At 40.7% G+C, this 17699-nt stretch carries 18 protein-coding genes, 1 pseudogene and 1 riboswitch; of the genes and pseudogenes, 11 read left to right on the plus strand and 8 right to left on the minus strand.

Features of this window, described 5'->3' with window-relative positions; translation table 11 throughout:
* Nucleotides 1–352 precede the first annotated feature (352 nt).
* Nucleotides 353–556, minus strand: a complete 204-nt coding sequence (locus tag AC0VX1_RS02335; protein WP_057278507.1) for a DUF1657 domain-containing protein — start codon at nt 554–556, stop codon at nt 353–355.
* A gap of 273 nt (nt 557–829) precedes the next feature.
* Between AC0VX1_RS02335 and AC0VX1_RS02340 the strand changes: the two genes are divergently transcribed.
* Genes AC0VX1_RS02340 through AC0VX1_RS02350 form a run of 3 tightly spaced genes read left to right on the plus strand, consistent with a single transcriptional unit; the run spans nt 830 to nt 2781 of the window.
* Nucleotides 830–1234 carry a hypothetical protein gene (locus tag AC0VX1_RS02340; protein WP_194719493.1) on the plus strand — a complete coding sequence of 135 codons (405 nt, stop codon included), beginning with the start codon at nt 830–832 and terminating at the stop codon, nt 1232–1234.
* Entirely contained in the window at nt 1231–2508 is a 1278-nt protein-coding gene (locus AC0VX1_RS02345) for an ammonium transporter (protein ID WP_413009508.1), read from the plus strand. Before AC0VX1_RS02340 ends, AC0VX1_RS02345 begins: the two co-directional genes overlap by 4 nt.
* Before the next feature lie 45 nt (nt 2509–2553).
* The gene (locus tag AC0VX1_RS02350) at nt 2554–2781 is read left to right on the plus strand and encodes a hypothetical protein (protein ID WP_475469702.1); all 228 of its coding nucleotides are present in this window, start codon (nt 2554–2556) and stop codon (nt 2779–2781) included.
* Between the two features lie 523 nt (nt 2782–3304).
* On the opposite strand, the gene AC0VX1_RS02355 is transcribed toward AC0VX1_RS02350, so the two are convergent.
* Complete coding sequence (locus AC0VX1_RS02355) at nt 3305–3637, minus strand: coiled-coil domain-containing protein (protein ID WP_034306570.1); 333 nt, start codon at nt 3635–3637, stop codon at nt 3305–3307.
* 354 nt (nt 3638–3991) lie between these two features.
* Here AC0VX1_RS02355 and AC0VX1_RS02360 point away from each other — a divergent pair, with 354 nt between their 5' ends.
* The 5 genes and pseudogenes from AC0VX1_RS02360 to AC0VX1_RS02380 all read left to right on the plus strand — a co-directional run bounded on the left by AC0VX1_RS02360 (nt 3992) and on the right by AC0VX1_RS02380 (nt 8421).
* Nucleotides 3992–4648: a 5-bromo-4-chloroindolyl phosphate hydrolysis family protein gene (locus AC0VX1_RS02360; RefSeq protein ID WP_413022666.1), complete on the plus strand. Its 657-nt coding sequence runs from the start codon at nt 3992–3994 to the stop codon at nt 4646–4648.
* Nucleotides 4645–5817, plus strand: coding sequence for a toxic anion resistance protein (locus AC0VX1_RS02365; protein WP_048686182.1), 1173 nt, complete (start codon nt 4645–4647; stop codon nt 5815–5817). Before AC0VX1_RS02360 ends, AC0VX1_RS02365 begins: the two co-directional genes overlap by 4 nt.
* A gap of 11 nt (nt 5818–5828) precedes the next feature.
* A complete protein-coding gene (locus AC0VX1_RS02370; protein WP_054398091.1) occupies nt 5829–6398 on the plus strand; it encodes a nitroreductase family protein in 570 nt (189 codons plus the stop codon).
* A 625-nt stretch (nt 6399–7023) separates the two neighbouring features.
* Nucleotides 7024–7101, plus strand: a pseudogene (locus AC0VX1_RS02375) (SEC-C metal-binding domain-containing protein); the annotation flags it as partial.
* 324 nt (nt 7102–7425) lie between these two features.
* Nucleotides 7426–8421: a S8 family peptidase gene (locus AC0VX1_RS02380; RefSeq protein ID WP_413009512.1), complete on the plus strand. Its 996-nt coding sequence runs from the start codon at nt 7426–7428 to the stop codon at nt 8419–8421.
* 48 nt (nt 8422–8469) lie between these two features.
* Here the strand turns inward: AC0VX1_RS02380 and AC0VX1_RS02385 are convergent, their stop codons facing one another.
* Entirely contained in the window at nt 8470–9132 is a 663-nt protein-coding gene (locus AC0VX1_RS02385; RefSeq protein ID WP_053533603.1) for a YcnI family copper-binding membrane protein, read from the minus strand.
* An 18-nt stretch (nt 9133–9150) separates the two neighbouring features.
* A complete protein-coding gene (locus AC0VX1_RS02390) occupies nt 9151–10785 on the minus strand; it encodes a copper resistance CopC/CopD family protein (protein WP_475469704.1) in 1635 nt (544 codons plus the stop codon).
* Nucleotides 10786–11093: 308 nt separating this feature from the next.
* On the opposite strand from AC0VX1_RS02390, the gene AC0VX1_RS02395 reads away from it, so the two are divergent.
* Nucleotides 11094–12581, plus strand: coding sequence for a cadherin-like beta sandwich domain-containing protein (locus AC0VX1_RS02395; RefSeq protein ID WP_475469706.1), 1488 nt, complete (start codon nt 11094–11096; stop codon nt 12579–12581).
* A gap of 64 nt (nt 12582–12645) precedes the next feature.
* Here AC0VX1_RS02395 and AC0VX1_RS02400 read toward each other — a convergent pair whose 3' ends face one another.
* The 3 genes from AC0VX1_RS02400 to AC0VX1_RS02410 all read right to left on the minus strand — a co-directional run bounded on the left by AC0VX1_RS02400 (nt 12646) and on the right by AC0VX1_RS02410 (nt 15653).
* The gene (locus AC0VX1_RS02400; RefSeq protein WP_475469708.1) at nt 12646–14271 is read right to left on the minus strand and encodes a PAS domain S-box protein; all 1626 of its coding nucleotides are present in this window, start codon (nt 14269–14271) and stop codon (nt 12646–12648) included.
* A 116-nt stretch (nt 14272–14387) separates the two neighbouring features.
* On the minus strand, nt 14388–15044 hold the full coding sequence (locus AC0VX1_RS02405; protein WP_475469710.1) for a TVP38/TMEM64 family protein: 657 nt from the start codon (nt 15042–15044) through the stop codon (nt 14388–14390).
* 123 nt (nt 15045–15167) lie between these two features.
* Entirely contained in the window at nt 15168–15653 is a 486-nt protein-coding gene (locus AC0VX1_RS02410) for a QueT transporter family protein (protein ID WP_413022661.1), read from the minus strand.
* 6 nt (nt 15654–15659) lie between these two features.
* Nucleotides 15660–15704: riboswitch (PreQ1 riboswitch) on the minus strand.
* Between the two features lie 172 nt (nt 15705–15876).
* Between AC0VX1_RS02410 and AC0VX1_RS02415 the strand changes: the two genes are divergently transcribed.
* The gene (locus tag AC0VX1_RS02415) at nt 15877–16398 is read left to right on the plus strand and encodes a YbaK/EbsC family protein (RefSeq protein WP_063595345.1); all 522 of its coding nucleotides are present in this window, start codon (nt 15877–15879) and stop codon (nt 16396–16398) included.
* 104 nt (nt 16399–16502) lie between these two features.
* Entirely contained in the window at nt 16503–17315 is an 813-nt protein-coding gene (locus AC0VX1_RS02420; protein ID WP_413022660.1) for a CBS domain-containing protein, read from the plus strand.
* Between the two features lie 83 nt (nt 17316–17398).
* Here AC0VX1_RS02420 and AC0VX1_RS02425 read toward each other — a convergent pair whose 3' ends face one another.
* Nucleotides 17399–17698, minus strand: a complete 300-nt coding sequence (locus tag AC0VX1_RS02425; protein ID WP_057278519.1) for a DUF3892 domain-containing protein — start codon at nt 17696–17698, stop codon at nt 17399–17401.
* Nucleotide 17699: the final 1 nt, after the last annotated feature.

Below are 17699 nucleotides of genomic sequence, written 5' to 3' on the forward strand. Positions count from 1 at the left end.
CGGTGTTCAATGGTCACCGCAACCTGAAAGTAACAAAGCGGCCAATTCGATCAAACAAAATCCGGAGATAAAGCAGTCTGCTTTTACTTTTTATCATTTAACATCCTTGTATCACATCATTCGGCGTTAAAAGTCTTTCTGAAGTTCAGGACAATCGTAATTCTCAAAACGATCTTCTACGATGATTCTGAAGTTGTAGTCGATCATAATTTAAGAATTACAGCTCTTTCCGCAGTTCAAGTCAGGTATGTAACCCTTTGGTAGTTTGTGATTGGCTTAAAGATTTTGTTCTTGGTTATGGAAAGATATAAAAAAGGCTGGTTGCTTTAACCAACCTTTTTTATATGGATGATCATTGTTTATATTGAGGTTCCTCGTTTTGAATCTCTTCTATGCGAGGAGTGATGCTGTCGACAATCGTTTGTGTTTGTTGGGCAGCTTGTTGGTACAATTGTTTGGCTTGCTCATTATCTGTTGAAAGGGCGAAAGTTTCAAAGCTCGCTTGAGCGCTTTTTAACCCTGCTATAGTTGTTTTGACATCGTTTATAACTGTCATATATGAACCCCCTAGTTTTTAACTGCCTTATTAGAGTGAGGAAAAATTGAATATACATACCTTCTAAATATATCCATGATTGAAATCACTTAGCTTCTTCCATTAATCAAACGTTTGATTAATGGAATGGAAACAGGCAGAATTCATTGTTTTAATCCTCCTTTTTCGTTGTGCGACTCGTTTTTATTGTTTAATCATTGACCGAATTCAGAATTTTAAATATAATTGTAGAAAACATAACGTTGTTACGTGAGGTGATATGACATTTATATTATGGACGATTTATATAGTAGGGTTGTTATTGAAATTTCATCTGAAGAAGTGATGAAAGGACTGCTATTCCACAAAAGCAAACAGGAGTCGGAAATTGAATCGATCAAAGGTAAAATTCATAAATATGAGCAAAAACGACGAGCTGAGGAAGCTTGGTATCAATCACTGTCACCATTTAAACGTTTTTTTACAGGGCGTGCCCCAAGTCATCACCAGGCGGTTGAACATTTGGTGAATGTGAAAGATAGATATAAACAAATCGAGAAAATAAAACAGCGGGTCGCTTTTTTAGATGAGGTGATCGGTTTACTTGAGGCTGAACCAGAAAAAAGGGAAATGAATTTACCATCAGACATCATTAAAGAAATAATGGCCTGGCAGAAAGCGGAGGGAACGCCGAGATGACTCTAGAAACGTTAAACGCAGGCTTGGATACGATTTGGGTGGTTCTTACAGCAGCCATGATACTATTGATGGAGGGCGGGTTTGCCTTATTGGAGGCAGGGTTCGTCCGTACGAAAAATAATGTGAACATCATCATGAAGGTTTTTGCCGATATTACGATCGGAACGCTTTGCTATTTCGTCGTTGGTTTTGGCTTAATGTATGGAAAGGATGTATTTGGAATCATCGGGGCAAGTGGCTTTCTGCTGAAAGGTGATTTGTCGCACATCGACCTTACGATTTCCATGGATGCATATTGGTTATTTCAAGGGGCATTCGTCATCGCCGTCATTTCCATCGTTTCGGGAGCAGTTGCGGAAAGGATCAATTTTCGGGCGTATCTTATTTTTGTCGTAATGATGACAGCATTCATCTATCCGATTGCCGGTCACTGGGTATGGGGTGGCGGATGGTTAAGTAGGATGGGCATGCAGGACTTCGCAGGGTCTGCTGTCATTCATGCACTAGGCGGTTTTTCAGCACTTGCGGCTGCCATTGTTATCGGGCCGAGAGCAGGTAAATTCACTTCAAGGGGGACCAGCTCCATTTCGCTGCCGAGTAATCTCCCCTTGGCATCTGTCGGGGCATTCCTTTTATGGTTTGGCTGGTTTGGATTTAATGCAGGAAGCACCTTGCAAGCTACAGATGTCCGAATTGGACATATTGCCATTGTCACGATGCTCTCAGCTGCATCAGGGGGAGCGGTTACCCTGCTTTATACACTGTTTAGATATGGACGCTCGGATGCACCTTCCGTCATCAATGGCTCACTTGCTGGTCTTGTCGGGATTACAGCTGGATGTGCATTCGTTAGTGATCTGGCGGCGTTGCTGATTGGAGCAGTTTCTGGAATGTTGATGTTAGCTGCAACAAATTGGTTGGAAGCCCGGAAAATCGATGATCCGGTCGGTGCCTTTCCTGTTCATGCGGCATCAGGAATGTGGGGGACGCTAGCGGTAGGGCTTTTCTCCACTGAAAATGGATTGTTTGCCGGCGGGGGATGGCATTTGCTCGGAGTTCAAATATTAGGATTAGTGGTGTTATGCATCTGGGGCTTTTCAGTGACTTGGCTTGTTTTTAAAGTTATAAATGTATGGCTGCCGATAAGATCGACTGAAGAAGAAGAAGAACTTGGGTTGGATATCAGTTATCATGGCATCATGGCCACACATACCTCGCCGGAGTTCATCAAGTTGGAAGATTACTATAAGCAGGATGAAGAATTGACAAGGTAATATCTATAATACAATGGTAAAATCAAGTAAGAGGTGAATTTTTAAATGGGTGTATGCAATCTTAATCATTCGCAGCAAGATGTCAGGGTGAAATTTGAGAGCCAAAAGGAATTTTTACCAACACAATTGAGTCAAACATTAGATCGATATCTTGAAAAAGGGAATTCGCAGGAAACATTGAATGAACTTTTTCATCTATTGAAGAAGTATGACTTGTCTACCCAGGTGGAACAGGAATCTAGAAACGAAAAGTTGAAACGGATCATGTTGTAAATTAGAAAGAGCAGGAGTGTAAATATGACTCCTGCTCTTTTATTTTCTTGGCTCTTTTCGTAAAGGTTGTTGTTTTTAAAACGAAACTATCTAAGGTTGTTTGGAGCGGAAGTGCGAGACTCCTGCGGGAGCGGCGGGACAGGTGAGACCCCACAGGCGTTTACGCCCGCGGAAAGCGAGCATTTGGAGGGGAAATAAACCACACCTCACTACTTAGTAAATAGTAATAAAGTATGTAAAAACATCCATTTTATTATAAATAACTTGATGAATTCCGCGGGAATATGGCAGATTCCTATTTTTTATTCTGCAGATCAGTATTGTGTAACTACTTTTTTAAAGCAAGTAGCAGGATTCATATTTAAGGCGGCGAAAACAATTGTGTATATGACAAATAGTGAAAATCGTAAAGCTATGTAACCCTGGACAAGGGTTTGGTGAACCTTTAAAGATTAATCAATCGTTTGATTAAATCTCAAAGCAAAAAGCGGGAGCTCACAATGAGCTCCTGCTATTTCCTTCATTAAAAACCATCATCTGTTGCGGTGAAGGGGATGTTAAGGTTTCTTTCCACGGCCCGAAGTCTTTGATTCAGTCTGTTTAACCTATTCGTATGTCGCTGGTCCGCTTGACTTAGCCTGGTGATTTCCTGGTTAATGCGGTTCACTTCACGATTTATCCGCGTGATTTCTTGGTTCTGCCGATTGAGTTCCCTCGTTTGACGCTCGTTTTGACGCTCAAGTTCCCGGATTCTTCTTTCAAGTTGTTGAGGCTGCCTTTCAATATCGAATTGGTCTGGCACCTGGCTATATGGATTTTCTTGTACCTGCTGAAAGTTCCAATCTTGCTGTGGCATATAATCAAATCGTTCAGGCTGTTGGAAGTATGGGTTAAAATTTGGTTCAAAGTACTGATGATTTCCGTTTTGTTGTGGATAAGGATAAAATCCGTATGAATTCATGGTCAACTCTCCTTTTTAAAATCAGGATGGATACCCTATAACTTATGTCAGTTCCGGTGAAGTGACTAGGCGTTAGCCCATATGAATGGGAAGAAGAGGGAATTCACAGAAATAATTTCAATAAATTTGCAGAAACCATCCGGTTCCTATATCGTTTAGGTTAGGAGAAATTCTTTTTTTCATCTTGAAACCAATTCCAAGGATAATCCGTATATAAAGAAAAGAGTGTAAGTCAGGAGTGTAATGATAATGAATCGATTTATTGCTGATTTTGTTCCGATATTGATTGCATTTCCAATGGTTTTGCCGGTTTGGATGATTAGCTATTTCGTATTGAATCAACCGTTTGCCCTGTCCGTTGTCATATCTTTAGCAGGAGGGGTACTTGCATACTGGCTGAGTTCCGTATATTTTTCATCAAGATACCTAAAAAAACATGAATTGACGAGAAAAGAATATCAATATATAAAGAAAAATTTAATTGAAGCAAAACCGAAGATATGGAGGGTGCAAAAAGCACTAATCTCGGTCAGGCATATCTCTTCTTTTAAACAGAGGAAAGAGATGATTAAAATGATCAGGAAAATATACAGTCTGACAAAAAAAGAACCGAAGCGGTTTTATCAAGCGGAACAGTTTTATTACTCGCATCTGGATTCTGCCATGGAGCTTGCGGAGAAATATGTTTTTCTAGCACAGCAGCCAAAAAAGAATAGGGAACTTGAACTTTCCTTAACGGAGACTCGTAAAACTTTAAAGGAACTTACTAATACGATAGAAAAGGATTTATATAAAGTGATTGCCGATGATATCGATGACCTTAACTTCGAATTGGATGTTGCTAAGCAATCCATTAAAACTAGAAAAGAGTCACAAGTAATTGATGAAAGCAGGAGGTTAAAATGAATAACAATGATCCAAACCTGTTGAATAAAACGAATAACGCCAGTTTGATCGATGATCTTTTAGCCAATCCATTTGATGGGGTGCAGGAGCTTGAGAAAGTATCTTCCCAGGAAGCGAAACCGGTTAAACTGATTGATGTCATTCCTGAAGAGAACAGGGCCAAAGCTTATCAGCTTGCCGAACAAATCGACCCAACGAATCATCAGGCAATGATATCCTATGGTACACCCGCCCAATCAAAGCTCCTGACCTTTTCTAATTCCATGCTTGAGCATGTCCAGAAAAAAGATGTGGGTGAAGTGGGGAGCATTATCAATGATTTAATGAAAAAGTTAAACGAACTCAGCCCGGATGAGTTAAAACCGGATAAGCCCTCATTTTTTGCGCGTATGTTCGGGAAGCTCTCGGGATCTGTACAGGAGGTGCTATCCAAGTATCAAAAAACCGGTGCCCAAATCGACCGAATCAGCGTAAAACTCGATCGGAGCAAGAATATCCTGTTATCGGATATCGTAATTCTCGAAAAGCTATATGAAACGAATAAGGAATATTTCCAGGCATTGAATGTCTATATTGCAGCTGGGGAAATCAAGCTCGAAGAAATCCATGAGAAAACGATTCCGGAGCTAAGGAAGTCCGCTGAATCAAGTAATGATCAAATGAAGTTTCAAGAAGTAAATGATATGCTGCAATTTGCTGAACGGTTGGATAAAAGGCTTCATGATTTGAAGTTGAGCCGTGAAATCACGATTCAAAGCGCACCGCAGATCAGGCTGATCCAAAACACGAATCAGGCACTAGTCGAAAAAATCCAATCTTCGATCATGACAGCCATCCCACTTTGGAAAAACCAGGTTGCGATTGCACTGACCCTAATCAGGCAAAGGCATGCTGTAGAAGCCCAAAAACAGGTTTCCAAGACTACAAATGACTTGTTATTGAAGAACTCCGAGATGCTGAAAACGAATACCATTGAAACCGCAAAAGAAAATGAGCGCGGACTTGTCGATATTGAAACATTAAAGAAAACTCAAGCTAACTTGATATCCACGCTTGAGGAGACCATGCGGATTCAAGAAGAAGGCAGGCATAAACGCCGTCAAGCTGAACAGGAATTGGCGTCAATGGAAAATGAACTGAAACAGAAACTATTAGAGATAAAGGGATAAGGGGAGATAACATGGAGACTATCGAGGCTATAAAAACGAGAAGAAGCATTGGAATCGTTAAGCAAGATCCGGTTCCTAAAGAAATGATCGAGCAAATCATTGAAGCCGGAACATATGCACCTAATCATCATCGGACGGAGCCTTGGCGTTTTTTTGTTTTGACAGGGGAAGGAAGAAATAAACTTGGGCAGGTATTCGAAGAAATAACAAGAATCGAAAATGCTGATGATACCCCTGAAAGTTTAATCAGCAAGCTCGAAAGGCAAAAAAAGAATCCATTAAGGGCTCCAGTCATCATCGCAGTGGGCATGGAGCCTAGTGATAAGAATAATGTCCTCGTTGCAGAAGAATATGCGGCTGTGAACAGTGCCATCCAAAATATGCTTCTTGCAGCACATTCTCTAGGTTTGGGAGCAGTATGGAGAACGGGGAAAATAACTTATCATGACAAAGTCCGTGAATTTTTCAATTTATCCTCTAAGGGAGAGGTATTGGCTTTCATATACTTGGGTTATCCTGACATGGAGCCGAAACCTGCTAAGAAAACACCGATTGACGAATTGACCACATGGATCGGATGAGGATTAGGATTAGGGGCTGCATCAGTTTATAGACACTGATGCAGCTTTTTTTATTGCCTTCAATAAGGCTTCTTTAATTATGCTTTTACTGAAAGGGATTTAACTTTGGCAGGCTTCGTTTCAAGTGACGATTGGTGAATTAGGTTGTACAATACAAAGGAAGAATAAATTTTGATGAATTAGGATGTGTCTATAGATGAGAACGATTGATCCATTTGAGATACTCGATGGAAAAGCGATAAAATATTTGGATGTATTTGGCGTTGAGGATGGCATTGCTTTAAAAAGTAAATACGAAGATAAATCGTATTGGATATATGATTATTATTGCATGCATCAGACTTGTGATTGCCAGGAAGTATACCTTGAATTCGTTGAGGAGCTTAAAGGCAATAAACAGGCGGGACAGCATTTTGGAGTGAGGGTTTCTTTCGGGGATAATCAATTCGTCCTGGAGGATTATAATATTTCAAAGCAAAAGGCGATGGATATCGCGGAAGATACGCTGAAGTACAGTAAAGATGTAATGGAGTTATTTAAACAGCGGTATCAGCAAATGAAGGAAAAAGGCACGCAAATTATCACGGAAAGTGCAAAGGCAGCTAAAATGCCGCATGTTCATGCAGAACCGGTCATTGGCAGAAATGAGCCTTGTCCTTGCGGAAGCGGGAAAAAATACAAAAAATGCTGCGGTGCAGCTTAACATCTTGGAAGCTGACTCGATTCGGAGTCGCTTCTTTTTTATTGGAAAAGTGCGTGCTTGGGAAAAAAATGAGAAAAAAGTGTAGCATAAAACGAACACTTGTTCTATAATAAGAGTACCAGATAATAACACAAAAAGAAATAAAAACTAGTTATTTAGACGGAATTTTCCGAAAACTTCTTTTTTATTTTCATAAATCTGGTATATATAAGAGAGAAGAGTTTTTTGATCTCATCTCTTTCAACGGTAGACGGCAACCAGACGGGATGAAAATCCCTACACTGATGGCAGTTTAACTTATTGAACGAAGGAAGGGGTAATCAAATGACAAGAGAAAAAAGATTAATACCTTACAAAGTTCTTGAAGTGATGGAAACGGTGAAAGAGAAGATTCCTGAGGGGGTCGAACTTGTGAAAGCACCGGCAATTTGGGAAAAAAGCAGTTATGGTGAGGGCGTGGTAGTTGCCGTCATTGATACAGGCATAGACAAGGGACATCCAGACCTCAAGGAAAGAATCATTGGCGGGAAGGATTTTACCAATACCGGGGATTATCAAGATGATAACGGACATGGGACACATGTTAGCGGTACGGTTGTTGCTGCCATTAATAATGCTGGTGTAGTGGGAGTGGCTCCGAAGGCAAGCATATTAGCGTTAAAGGCCCTGAATGGTCAAGGACAAGGCGACATTGATTGGATTAATGGTGCTCTAGAGTATGCCATCAATTGGAGGGGGCCAAATGAAGAAAAGGTTTCGGTTATTTCACTTTCGCTTGGCGGACCTCCCGATGAGACTGAACACAAACTCATTCAAAAGGCCCTTCAGAACGATATCCTTGTTGTTTGTGCAGCTGGAAATAGCGGTGATGGGCGTCATGAAACGGATGAATTGGATTATCCAGGAGCATATCCCGAGGTAGTGGAAGTGGGGGCTGTGGATTTAAGCAGAAATTTAGCGGATTTTTCAAATACGAATGATGAAATTGACTTGGTGGCGCCAGGGGTTGATATTCTCTCTACGTATCCAGGAAATAAATATGCCAGGTTGAGCGGAACTTCAATGGCTACGCCTCATGTAAGCGGTGCGGCAGCTCTTTTGAAAGTGATTGCTGAAAAAGAATTTGAGCGCAATTTAACTGAAGCGGAATTATATGCACAGCTGGTGAAAAGTACGGAAGATCTGGGAATAAGCAAAAAAGCGCAGGGAAATGGACTGCTTAACTTAACGATTACGGAACAAAGAGCTGAAAAATCGATTGAGATTACGATAGAATCAGAAAATCTAAAGTTACCGAGTAAATCGGTGGTCATGGAATAGTAGAGAAAAAGGTGCCCCAGGAAATTTTTGGGGCACCTTCCATAATGATTATTTTTTATTTTTCCTTAGAGCTGCAAAAAGGGCTACAATGGAAAGAATTAATGATATGACAGCCAGGGTAATGATCAGCGTTTGGTTGCCATCACCTTCTGTTGTTGCTGCATCCTTTGAATTGTCAGGTGTCGTGGAATCATTAGTGTCAGCTTCATCTTCGTGACCATGGTCCGCAGGTTCAGCATCAGCCTTGGGTGCAACCGTGATTTCCGTTACAGAATGCGGTAGGTCTGAGCCTTCTTCACCGCTCCATTCAACAATTTCACCATCTTCGTAATATTGAAATGCATCCCAGGCAACTTTCGTTTCTTCTTTAGGATTTTGTGCTACGAAAGAGAATTGCTGGAATTGTCCAGCAGCTATTCCTTTGTCAGTTGCTGCCCAAGTTACCGTTTTTACATGCCCATCTTTGTCACCTTCTGTCGTTACTTTCCATCCCGGTACAGGCTGATAGCTTTCAAAAGTAACCCCTTCAGGTACTTTTAAAGTCACCTTTGTAGTGGCAGTTTCTTTTTCTACGGGTACTTTAATTGTATAAGTTTCCCACGCCTCAGGTGCAGATGAACTAGGCTTGACCGTAACGTGAGCATATGCTGAACCGGAAAAAATGAATAATGCAGCAAATGTAAAAATAAGTAGCTTTGAAATGTTTTTCATTTTTATAAATCCCTCCTATTATGAATTCCCTATGAAAATTATAAAATCAGCATTGATTGAATCCAGGCTTTCAGTCAATCCATGAACATGGATATTCCACTTTCCTGGCATGGTTAATATAGACTTTGATGTAAATGTCCCTGTGTTTTTCTCCTTCATTTGCAGCTTTATTTCACCGCGTGGCGTATCCAATGGCTGCATCGTGATCGTAAGCTGCTCTATTTCAGCAATTGGCTTGCCTTCATTGGATAGATTTACTTGAATCATGTTATCCCCGACTTCATTGGGCGTCACCATTAATGTAACCTCGTTATTTTCATCAGTCCGTAACGTTTTTTCAATGGGGCCGGGAGAAGACATGGCAGTTTGGACATTTGTTAATAAAGCTGCAACGAGAAGGATGACGATTCCTAAACCAAACTCCATTCCCACACTATAACCAAGTTTTTTCGTTTGCTTTTTCCCTCTGAGAAAATGAAAGCCGCCTAAAACGATCATGATTAACATGAGACCGATTTTCGCTAGTAACAATTGGCCATATGTTGTGTTAAACATTGAATGGATAGTTGGCACATGCTGTAAACTGCTATATATTCCGCTAATAATCAGGATGATTACAAACAGAAATGCCCATTTGGAAAACCTTTGAATGATCGACCAGTAAAAGGTTTTCTTATCTTGTTGGACTGCCTGCCGATCTGCAAGCCCAGGCAAAATCACCAATAAGGCCATAAGGCCGCCGAGCCATAAAGCCATGGACAATAAATGAAGGAAATCCATCAAAACGGCCAGAGCCTGATTGGGAACGGCTGCTGTATGTCCGGTGAATGCCTTACAAATCATCAAGCTGGCAATTATGATGAATGAAATGAAAGGTAGTGATTTATTCAATGAGTTCTCGAGCATGAAATAAATTACTAAAAATAGAAGGAGCAATATTAGAATTTCCATGATCCAGATCGTCCCAAAGTTTGTAGCATTCAATACTTCCTTTATATAACTAACATTAAATGCATCGGTCCAACCTACGCCAGCATCGATCGTAACTCTTAAAGGCAGGCTGCAGAAGATGGAAAATGCTAAACCAGCATATGAAAGCCAAAGGTATAGACGGGTTCTTCTGCTGGCTTCAAAAAGTCGGGAATCCTTCATTAGCGATAATCTGAAAAAAAGGATTCCGGTAAGGGCAGCGAAGCATATGTATTGTAGACTTAGCAGAAAAACGTTGATGGAATTCGGAAAACTTTCATTCACTTCGGATTTATTTTGATCTGATAGGCCTGCCGAATCTCCGAATTGAAAGGGGATAGTTCCTTCAATAGGATGGCCATCACTCGAAACCACTCTCCATTTAATATAGTAAATCCCTTCACCGATCGTGCCCTTCCACTTAGCTTCCAGTATTTTTCCACTCTGTTCAGAGATTGTACTGTCTTGAGTTTGAATTTTGTCTCCATCTTGGCTGAATACCTCAAGCGAATGAAAAGCTGGTTGTATATTCTCGCTGAATTGAATGGTGATCTTTTCAGGAAGAGTATCCATCGCTTCATTCGGGCTAGGATTAGAGCTGATTACTGTAGCATGCCCAGAAGCCATTGCCGGGTATAAAAGCAAACTGAATAGGCTGACTAACAGCCATAAATATTTTTTCATCTTGGTGTGCCATCATCCTTTCATCCGATTATGTAAGCCCATTATAAAAGGAAAATGTGAAAAAACAGTGAAAATAATTTAGTTATCTAAAGGCAGTTTAAGAGGTTCGCTAGAAAATGAGAACAATAAGTTTTAGTTTTGCCTTCCATTCCAGTATAGCCATAAATAAGTGGTGGGAATTCCACTTTGCATAAAGTTTATACCAAATAGACATCCTCCTTTTGATATAAACTCCATTAAGAAATAATTAAGGTTCCTTTAGTAATCTGAGCCTATCATGTTTAAGGAATTTGGAGGGATAGGTTTTGATGAAGAAGGGATTAAAAGAAACAAGTGTGAAGGTGATCTTGGTTGGTTCCCTTGTGGGGATCGGAACATCCACTTATATGCCAGCGACAGAAGCTGCGGAAGGCACTTCTGTCATTTTGGAAGAGGCACAAACGGTAAATAGTCTTTCAAAGCTAGAGATAGAGGGTATAGCACTGGATCAAAAGTTTACAGAAGATGTACACGACTATAGTTCAACAGTGGGGAATGATGTGGAAAAGATCACCTTGCTTGCAGCAAGCCCTAACGAGGATGCAGCCATATATGTGAATGGTGTCAAAATGACGGATGGTACATTGAAGGATTTAACTCTTCAAACTGGCATGAATACGTTTGTAATCACCGTCAGCGATGGGGAAAATGAAACCGTTACCTATACTCTCAAGGTCGAAAAACATGAAAGTGATGATAACCTTTTAACATCGATTGGATTATCAAAAGGCTCATTAACATTCGATTCTAAGGTGACAGCTTATCATGCTTCAGTTGAAAATGAAGTCCAGTCGGTTACGGTAACTCCGACATTGAGTGACAGTAAGGCAATTGTAAAGGTAAATGGAAAGGATGCAACCAGTGCAGGTGTAAAGGTTACCCTTCCAGTCGGTAAGACAACGGTGAAGATAACCGTTACAGCGGAAAATGGTGATGAAAAAACATATACACTCACGATTACACGGGCTGCAGCCGTAGCAAAGGAAACGGAATCGAAAGCTGCTCCAAAAGAGGATGAAGTTCAAAAGGCCCCCTCAACAGGAACGAGTAAAGCCCAACCTTCCTCGGATAAGGGGAATAAATCTTCTTTATCATCAGCAGAATCCTCGGATAAGGGGAGTAAAACATCTTTAACATCAGCGGAATCCTCTAATAATCAAAAGCCAAGCAGTGGTGTCAGTGAAGTAACGAATGCACAGCAAATTGAAAGTATTTCAGCACAAAAAGTGAAAACGGATTCTATTGAGAAAGTAACGTCCGCAGATTCTTTAGGCGAGGAAGGCAATAATGGACCAGTGTTGAACAGCCTGACGGTATCATCCGGCGTATGGAACAAATCTTTTGAATCTAATGAGCATACCTATCATATAGAGGTGGATAATGATATTTCTTCAGTCAAATTGAATGCAACGACAAATGCCAGCGGAGCAACGATTGAATATGACGGTGCGAGCAGTGCGAAAGTGAAGATCAAGGATAAAGCAAAAACGGCCATTTCCGTTACCGTTTCAAAGGATGGGGAGCGTCGTACTTACGTCCTTGTTTTCGAAAAGGACATGGATGTTGAAATGGATAAGGAAGAAACCGTGGATGATGTCAAAACAAAAGAGGTGGAAGTTGAGGCAGCGCAAACGAGTACAGCTGGTATGACGGAGAGCGAAACATCCAATGATCCAGGAGGCCAGACTAATGGGAAACAACCTGTTGAGACGGTTTCATTCTTTGGGAATATAAAGGAATTCTTCACTCTCTGGTAAAATAGGATGGTTTTGAATCCTGCAAAAAAAGGACAAGGTTCAGGCTTGTCCTCGAAGTTCATATTTATATGGGCAAAATGATTTGGACCTCGGTTCCTTGGTTCAGTTCACTGTTAAACCGGACCTTTCCCCGATGCGCCTCAATGATTCGGCAACTGACTGTCAGTCCTAATCCGGTTCCTTTTTCTTTTGAAGAATAGAAAGGCTCTCCAAGATGTTTTATGCGTTTTTTTTCTATTCCGCTACCGTTATCTTTGATGGTGATGGAAAGGTTATTGTTCATTCGTTCAAAATCAATCCAAATGTGGTCGGCGGATGCCTCCATGGAATTCTTGAGCATGTTTATGAAAACTTGTTTTAATTGATTTCCCTCACATAATAGAAGAGGTATTTCATTTTTGACAGATATTGATATTTTGGTGGGGTACGAGTCCGCCTCTGGTTTCAACAAGGTTTTGACATCATTCATCAGGTCGATGATTTGATGTTTGCTGAATGGAAGTTCCTGTGGTTTTGCCAGAACGAGTAACTCGCTTACAATAAGATTGATCCGGTCCAATTCACTTAACATGATCGTGTAGTATTGTTCAAAGGGATGGTCGCTCTTTTTAAGCAGTTGGACGAAACCTTTTAAAGAAGTCAGCGGATTTCGTACCTCGTGGGCTACACTTGCGGCAAGTTCGCCGACTATCGATAATTTTTCGGTTCTTCTTAAGCGTGCTTCGGTTTCTCGAATTTGAGTGACTTCTTTAGCATAAGTAATGATTCCGACTAAATCCTCGCCAACCATCATCGGGACAAACGTACAAGAAAGTAAGATGGACTTCCCGTACTTTGTCAGGAATTCAATATCTTTCCCTTTTTTGATCCCCTTTTGGTTTTCCATGACATATTGGCATGATGTGCGGATCAATTCCGCGTCTTCTGCTGAAAAATTCAAATTAATGAATGAGGCGCCATGTATTTCTTCCTGTTGAAAGCCTGTTACCGTTTCAAACCTTGGATTCACGGTCGTGATCATTCCATTTAAATCAAGCATCAGCATCGGATAAGGGTTGTGCTCAAACAATGATTTATAGCGTTGTTCGCTATCGAATAATTGATTCTCCGCGACAACTCTTTCAGATATATCCCTGCCAATGACGACTAAGCCCTTACGTGAACCATCTTCATTGAACAGGGGAACTTTAATCGTATCAAAGGTCTTGTGATTGCCATCGGGAAGAGGGATGATTTCCTCGCACCTAGTAATTTCCCCCTTTACCCACGTTTCTTCATCGGAAACTTCACAGTAGATCAGCGATTCTTTATAAAATTCGGAGTATTCCGCGAGCTCACTGTCTCTTTTTCCCTTATAATCTACATGCTCCAATTGAAATAATTGCAGCCCGAAGGTATTGGATTCAAGCCATCGGCCATCCCCATCCTTGAAATTGACGAAATCCACCATTGAATTGATGAGTGTGCGCCGACGTTGTTCCGCCTCTTTTAATCGTTTGAATTCTTCCTTTTTAGCTAAATAAAGATATAGAATTAAGCCTATTGATAAAAGGAAAACAATGCCTTCCGCCCTTTGGAGTTGAATGAAGACCTCTTTATTATGGATATTTGTAGTTAAAAAATAGTCGAATACGACTAATGTAAGAATCCCGGATAGGATATATATTGCTAAGATGGAGCGTTTGGACATGGAGATTCTCCCTGATTTTAAGACATTTCAAAGGTAAAATTACATACACATTTTAACAAACTATCGGAAAAAAATATATGCAGAATCTCTAAATAAAAAAACAGGGGCCAATGTGGTCACCTGTTTTTTCTGAAGAAAGTTAGTTTCTTCTTCTTTTTTGCACGCTTATAGATCATGAAGAATAGTAAGAAAAGGAGGGCAAGAGCAGCTAGCGTATATTGGTTCATTTCAACAGATAGCAGTCCATAGGGAATCAGTGCTAGGAAGAAAAAGTATATAAGGTTGCCAAGTGCCGTTGCCAATAAAAAGTCTTTGAAAGTGACGGTGCTGACTCCGGCTGCCAAGTTAATTAAGCTTGTTGGGATAAGCGGGAAAATCCTGCCTGTAAACACGTACATGAAGCCATGCTCCACTACAGACTCTTGCCACTTTTCACCAATCTTCTTTAAAAGAAGCTCCTGAAGCCAGTTTCTTGCTGCATAAAAAATGAATCCTGAGGCAACAACACTTGTAAACCAACTCCATAGATAGCCATATATGAATCCGAATATCGTGACATTGATGGTTAGGAGCAAAATTAAGGGGATGATTGTAAAAGAATTTTGTACAAACATCAATACGAATGTCACAATAAATGTAAGCAAAAGATTTTCCTTCAATATGCCAATAACAGAATCCAAATCACTTTTCCAAACCAAAGTGAACAGTTCTGCATTAGAGTATATAAAAATTGCGATTACAAGTAGACCGATTATGGTCAGGACTTTTTTCAAAGGGCCACCACCATTCTTACTAATAGTTTATCATTTTCAAGTTCGATGGTGAAAAAAAAGAGCTGCCGCATCATGCAGACAGCTCTTTTCCATTATAGTGGCTTAACGGCGCGAAGATTCCTTTTAAAGCCACTTTTCAAACTGAATTCTTTTGTTCATTCCATAAATGATTGGCGCTCCAATCAAAAGGACAACGAACTCACCGACAGCTGTAGTCATCCAGGTTAGCCAGAATGGCAAGCCAAAGGCAAGGTTCAGTTCAATTGCAATTAAAAACATTGTGAACGTGAAAAAGATAATCGTAGCGACCATACGTCCTTTAATGCCTTTTATGAAACGAGAAACATAAATGACAAGCAATAAGGCGAGCAGGGATTGGCCCACCCCAAAAATCAAATCATATGGCACCATCGGCGAAAAGAGCAGATTCGATATGAAGACTCCTCCAACGATACCGTAGATATACTTTTTATTGAATACAATCAGATGATTCAACATTTCCGGTACACGGAATTGGAACATCTCAAAAGCTATTGGTTTAAACACCAATGAGACCGCCACATACAAGGCAGCCAATAACCCGTTTATCACGAGTGTACGAACATTCATTTTACTCTCTCCCTAGTTTTTTATCGTGGGATGGTTACGAACCACGTGCAGGCGTTTACCCGATGATTAATAGTAGCCCATGTAAACTTGTTTCGTCAATTTGTAAAGAATGGTTTTAATTTATAGGTTTCCAATCAGATGAAGCAGCACAATTGGATTTTGAATTATTGCAATGAAGGATGATATTATTTCAATATGTACATAAAAAGGAGTGAATATTAATATGTCGATCGAAAGTGTCAAAAGCCATTTTAAACAATGGAATCGGGAAGGTGACGTAAAGGAGTTCGAAACATCTAGTGCCACGGTGATTGAGGCAGCGGAAACCATCGGTGTTATCCCAGCGCGGATTGCCAAGACCCTTTCCTTTAAAGGGGAAGGTGAACACGCGATTTTGGTCGTTGCCGCAGGGGACGCGAAAGTGGATAATAAGAAATTTCGTCAGACGTTCGGTTTCAAGGCACGAATGCTTTCACCTGATGAAGTGCTTGCACAGACCGGCCATGCAATCGGAGGCGTTTGCCCGTTTGGCCTGGCAAACGATTTAGCTGTTTTTCTTGATGTATCGATGAAGCGCTTCGAGTCATTGTTTCCGGCTTGCGGCAGTTCAAACTCTGCAATAGAACTTACACTCGCTGAATTATTTGAATATTCAGGTGCCAAGGATTGGGTGGATGTTTGTAAGGGGTGGGAAGAAAAGGGGAATGTGGAAACGGCGGCAGGAAATGCAGTTGATGGCATTTGATGAATGGGATGGAGTCCACTAAAGTGAACTTTATTTGGGGCCGCATTCATTTCTTTATTAAAGCGGAAAACGGGCAGAAAGTGTTCCAGATCGGAGGTTGAAAGATGTTAAATGGAAGCGAAAGAAAAAGCAATAGCAGCTATCTGAGTCTTAAAACTCTTTATGAAGAAAATATAACGGTTAAGAGCATTGCCCAGGAACTTGAGTTTTGCCATAAAAACGATCTGGCGCTGGATATCCAGAAAGCAATGAAAAAAAAGAATTTTGATATATTGGCAGTCCAAGATCAAGGGGAAATCATCGGATATATAGAAAGGCAAGAACTAGGTGAGGGAAGTATTTCTGAATATATGAGAAACTTCTCACCAAGGGAAATGGTTTCGAATTCAACCCCTTTGATCCAGCTTCTCCATATTTTTAAGAATAAGACAAGGGTGTTCGTATTAGAGAATAATTCAATTAAAATGTTGATTACCCATGCCGACCTCCAAAAGCCTCCGATCAGGATGCTGATATTTGGATATATTACCTTATTGGAAATGAGGATGAGCGATATCATCCTGGATAGATTCGGCGATGTCAGCTGGTATCCAATGATCAGCGAAGACCGTTTAGAAAAGGCAACCGAATTATATAAAAGGAGAATCGATAAAAATGAGGATATCAATATAATAGAGTGCCTGCAAATCAGTGATAAATTCGATATTATACATAAAGATAAAGAATTGAGGCACTTCTTCCAAATCCCTTCGAAAAGTAAAGGGAAGAAGGATGCGAATGCCATCCGAAAATTACGGGATAAGATTTCCCATGCTAATGAACTGGGTCTGGACATGTCATGGATGGAAATCATCGAGGTTGTCGAGTCCTGCGGCCGACTGCTCGAAATCTCTGAATCCTATCCTTATGAAAAATAAGATCCGGCTAATCATGCTGGTTCTTTTTTTTGCGCATCCAGATAGAAAAAAACTGCCCGTATCAGGCAGTCTCCCCGAAAAATTCAAAACTCCGGCAGTTGATCCAGGTTATTTTCTTTTATCCCATCGGGCTCACTCCGTAATATGTCACGTCCATATTTATGAAAGACGTCAACGTTGGCCAGGTTGCCAGCTTTGGCTTCCGCAAGGGCTGAGGGGTAGTCGAGTTCGCGGCCGGAGTTCGTCTTGATGGCGATAATATTGTCCTCTTCATTTTTCCTTACGGCGATGATTTCTTCTTTTCCTGCTGCTGAATCACTTTGGTTTGCTTGCGGTGTTCCCTGCTGTTTATATGACTCATAGGCTTCTTCAAATTGGTCCATG

Source organism: Peribacillus sp. QJM3NY_7, from assembly GCF_056173225.1.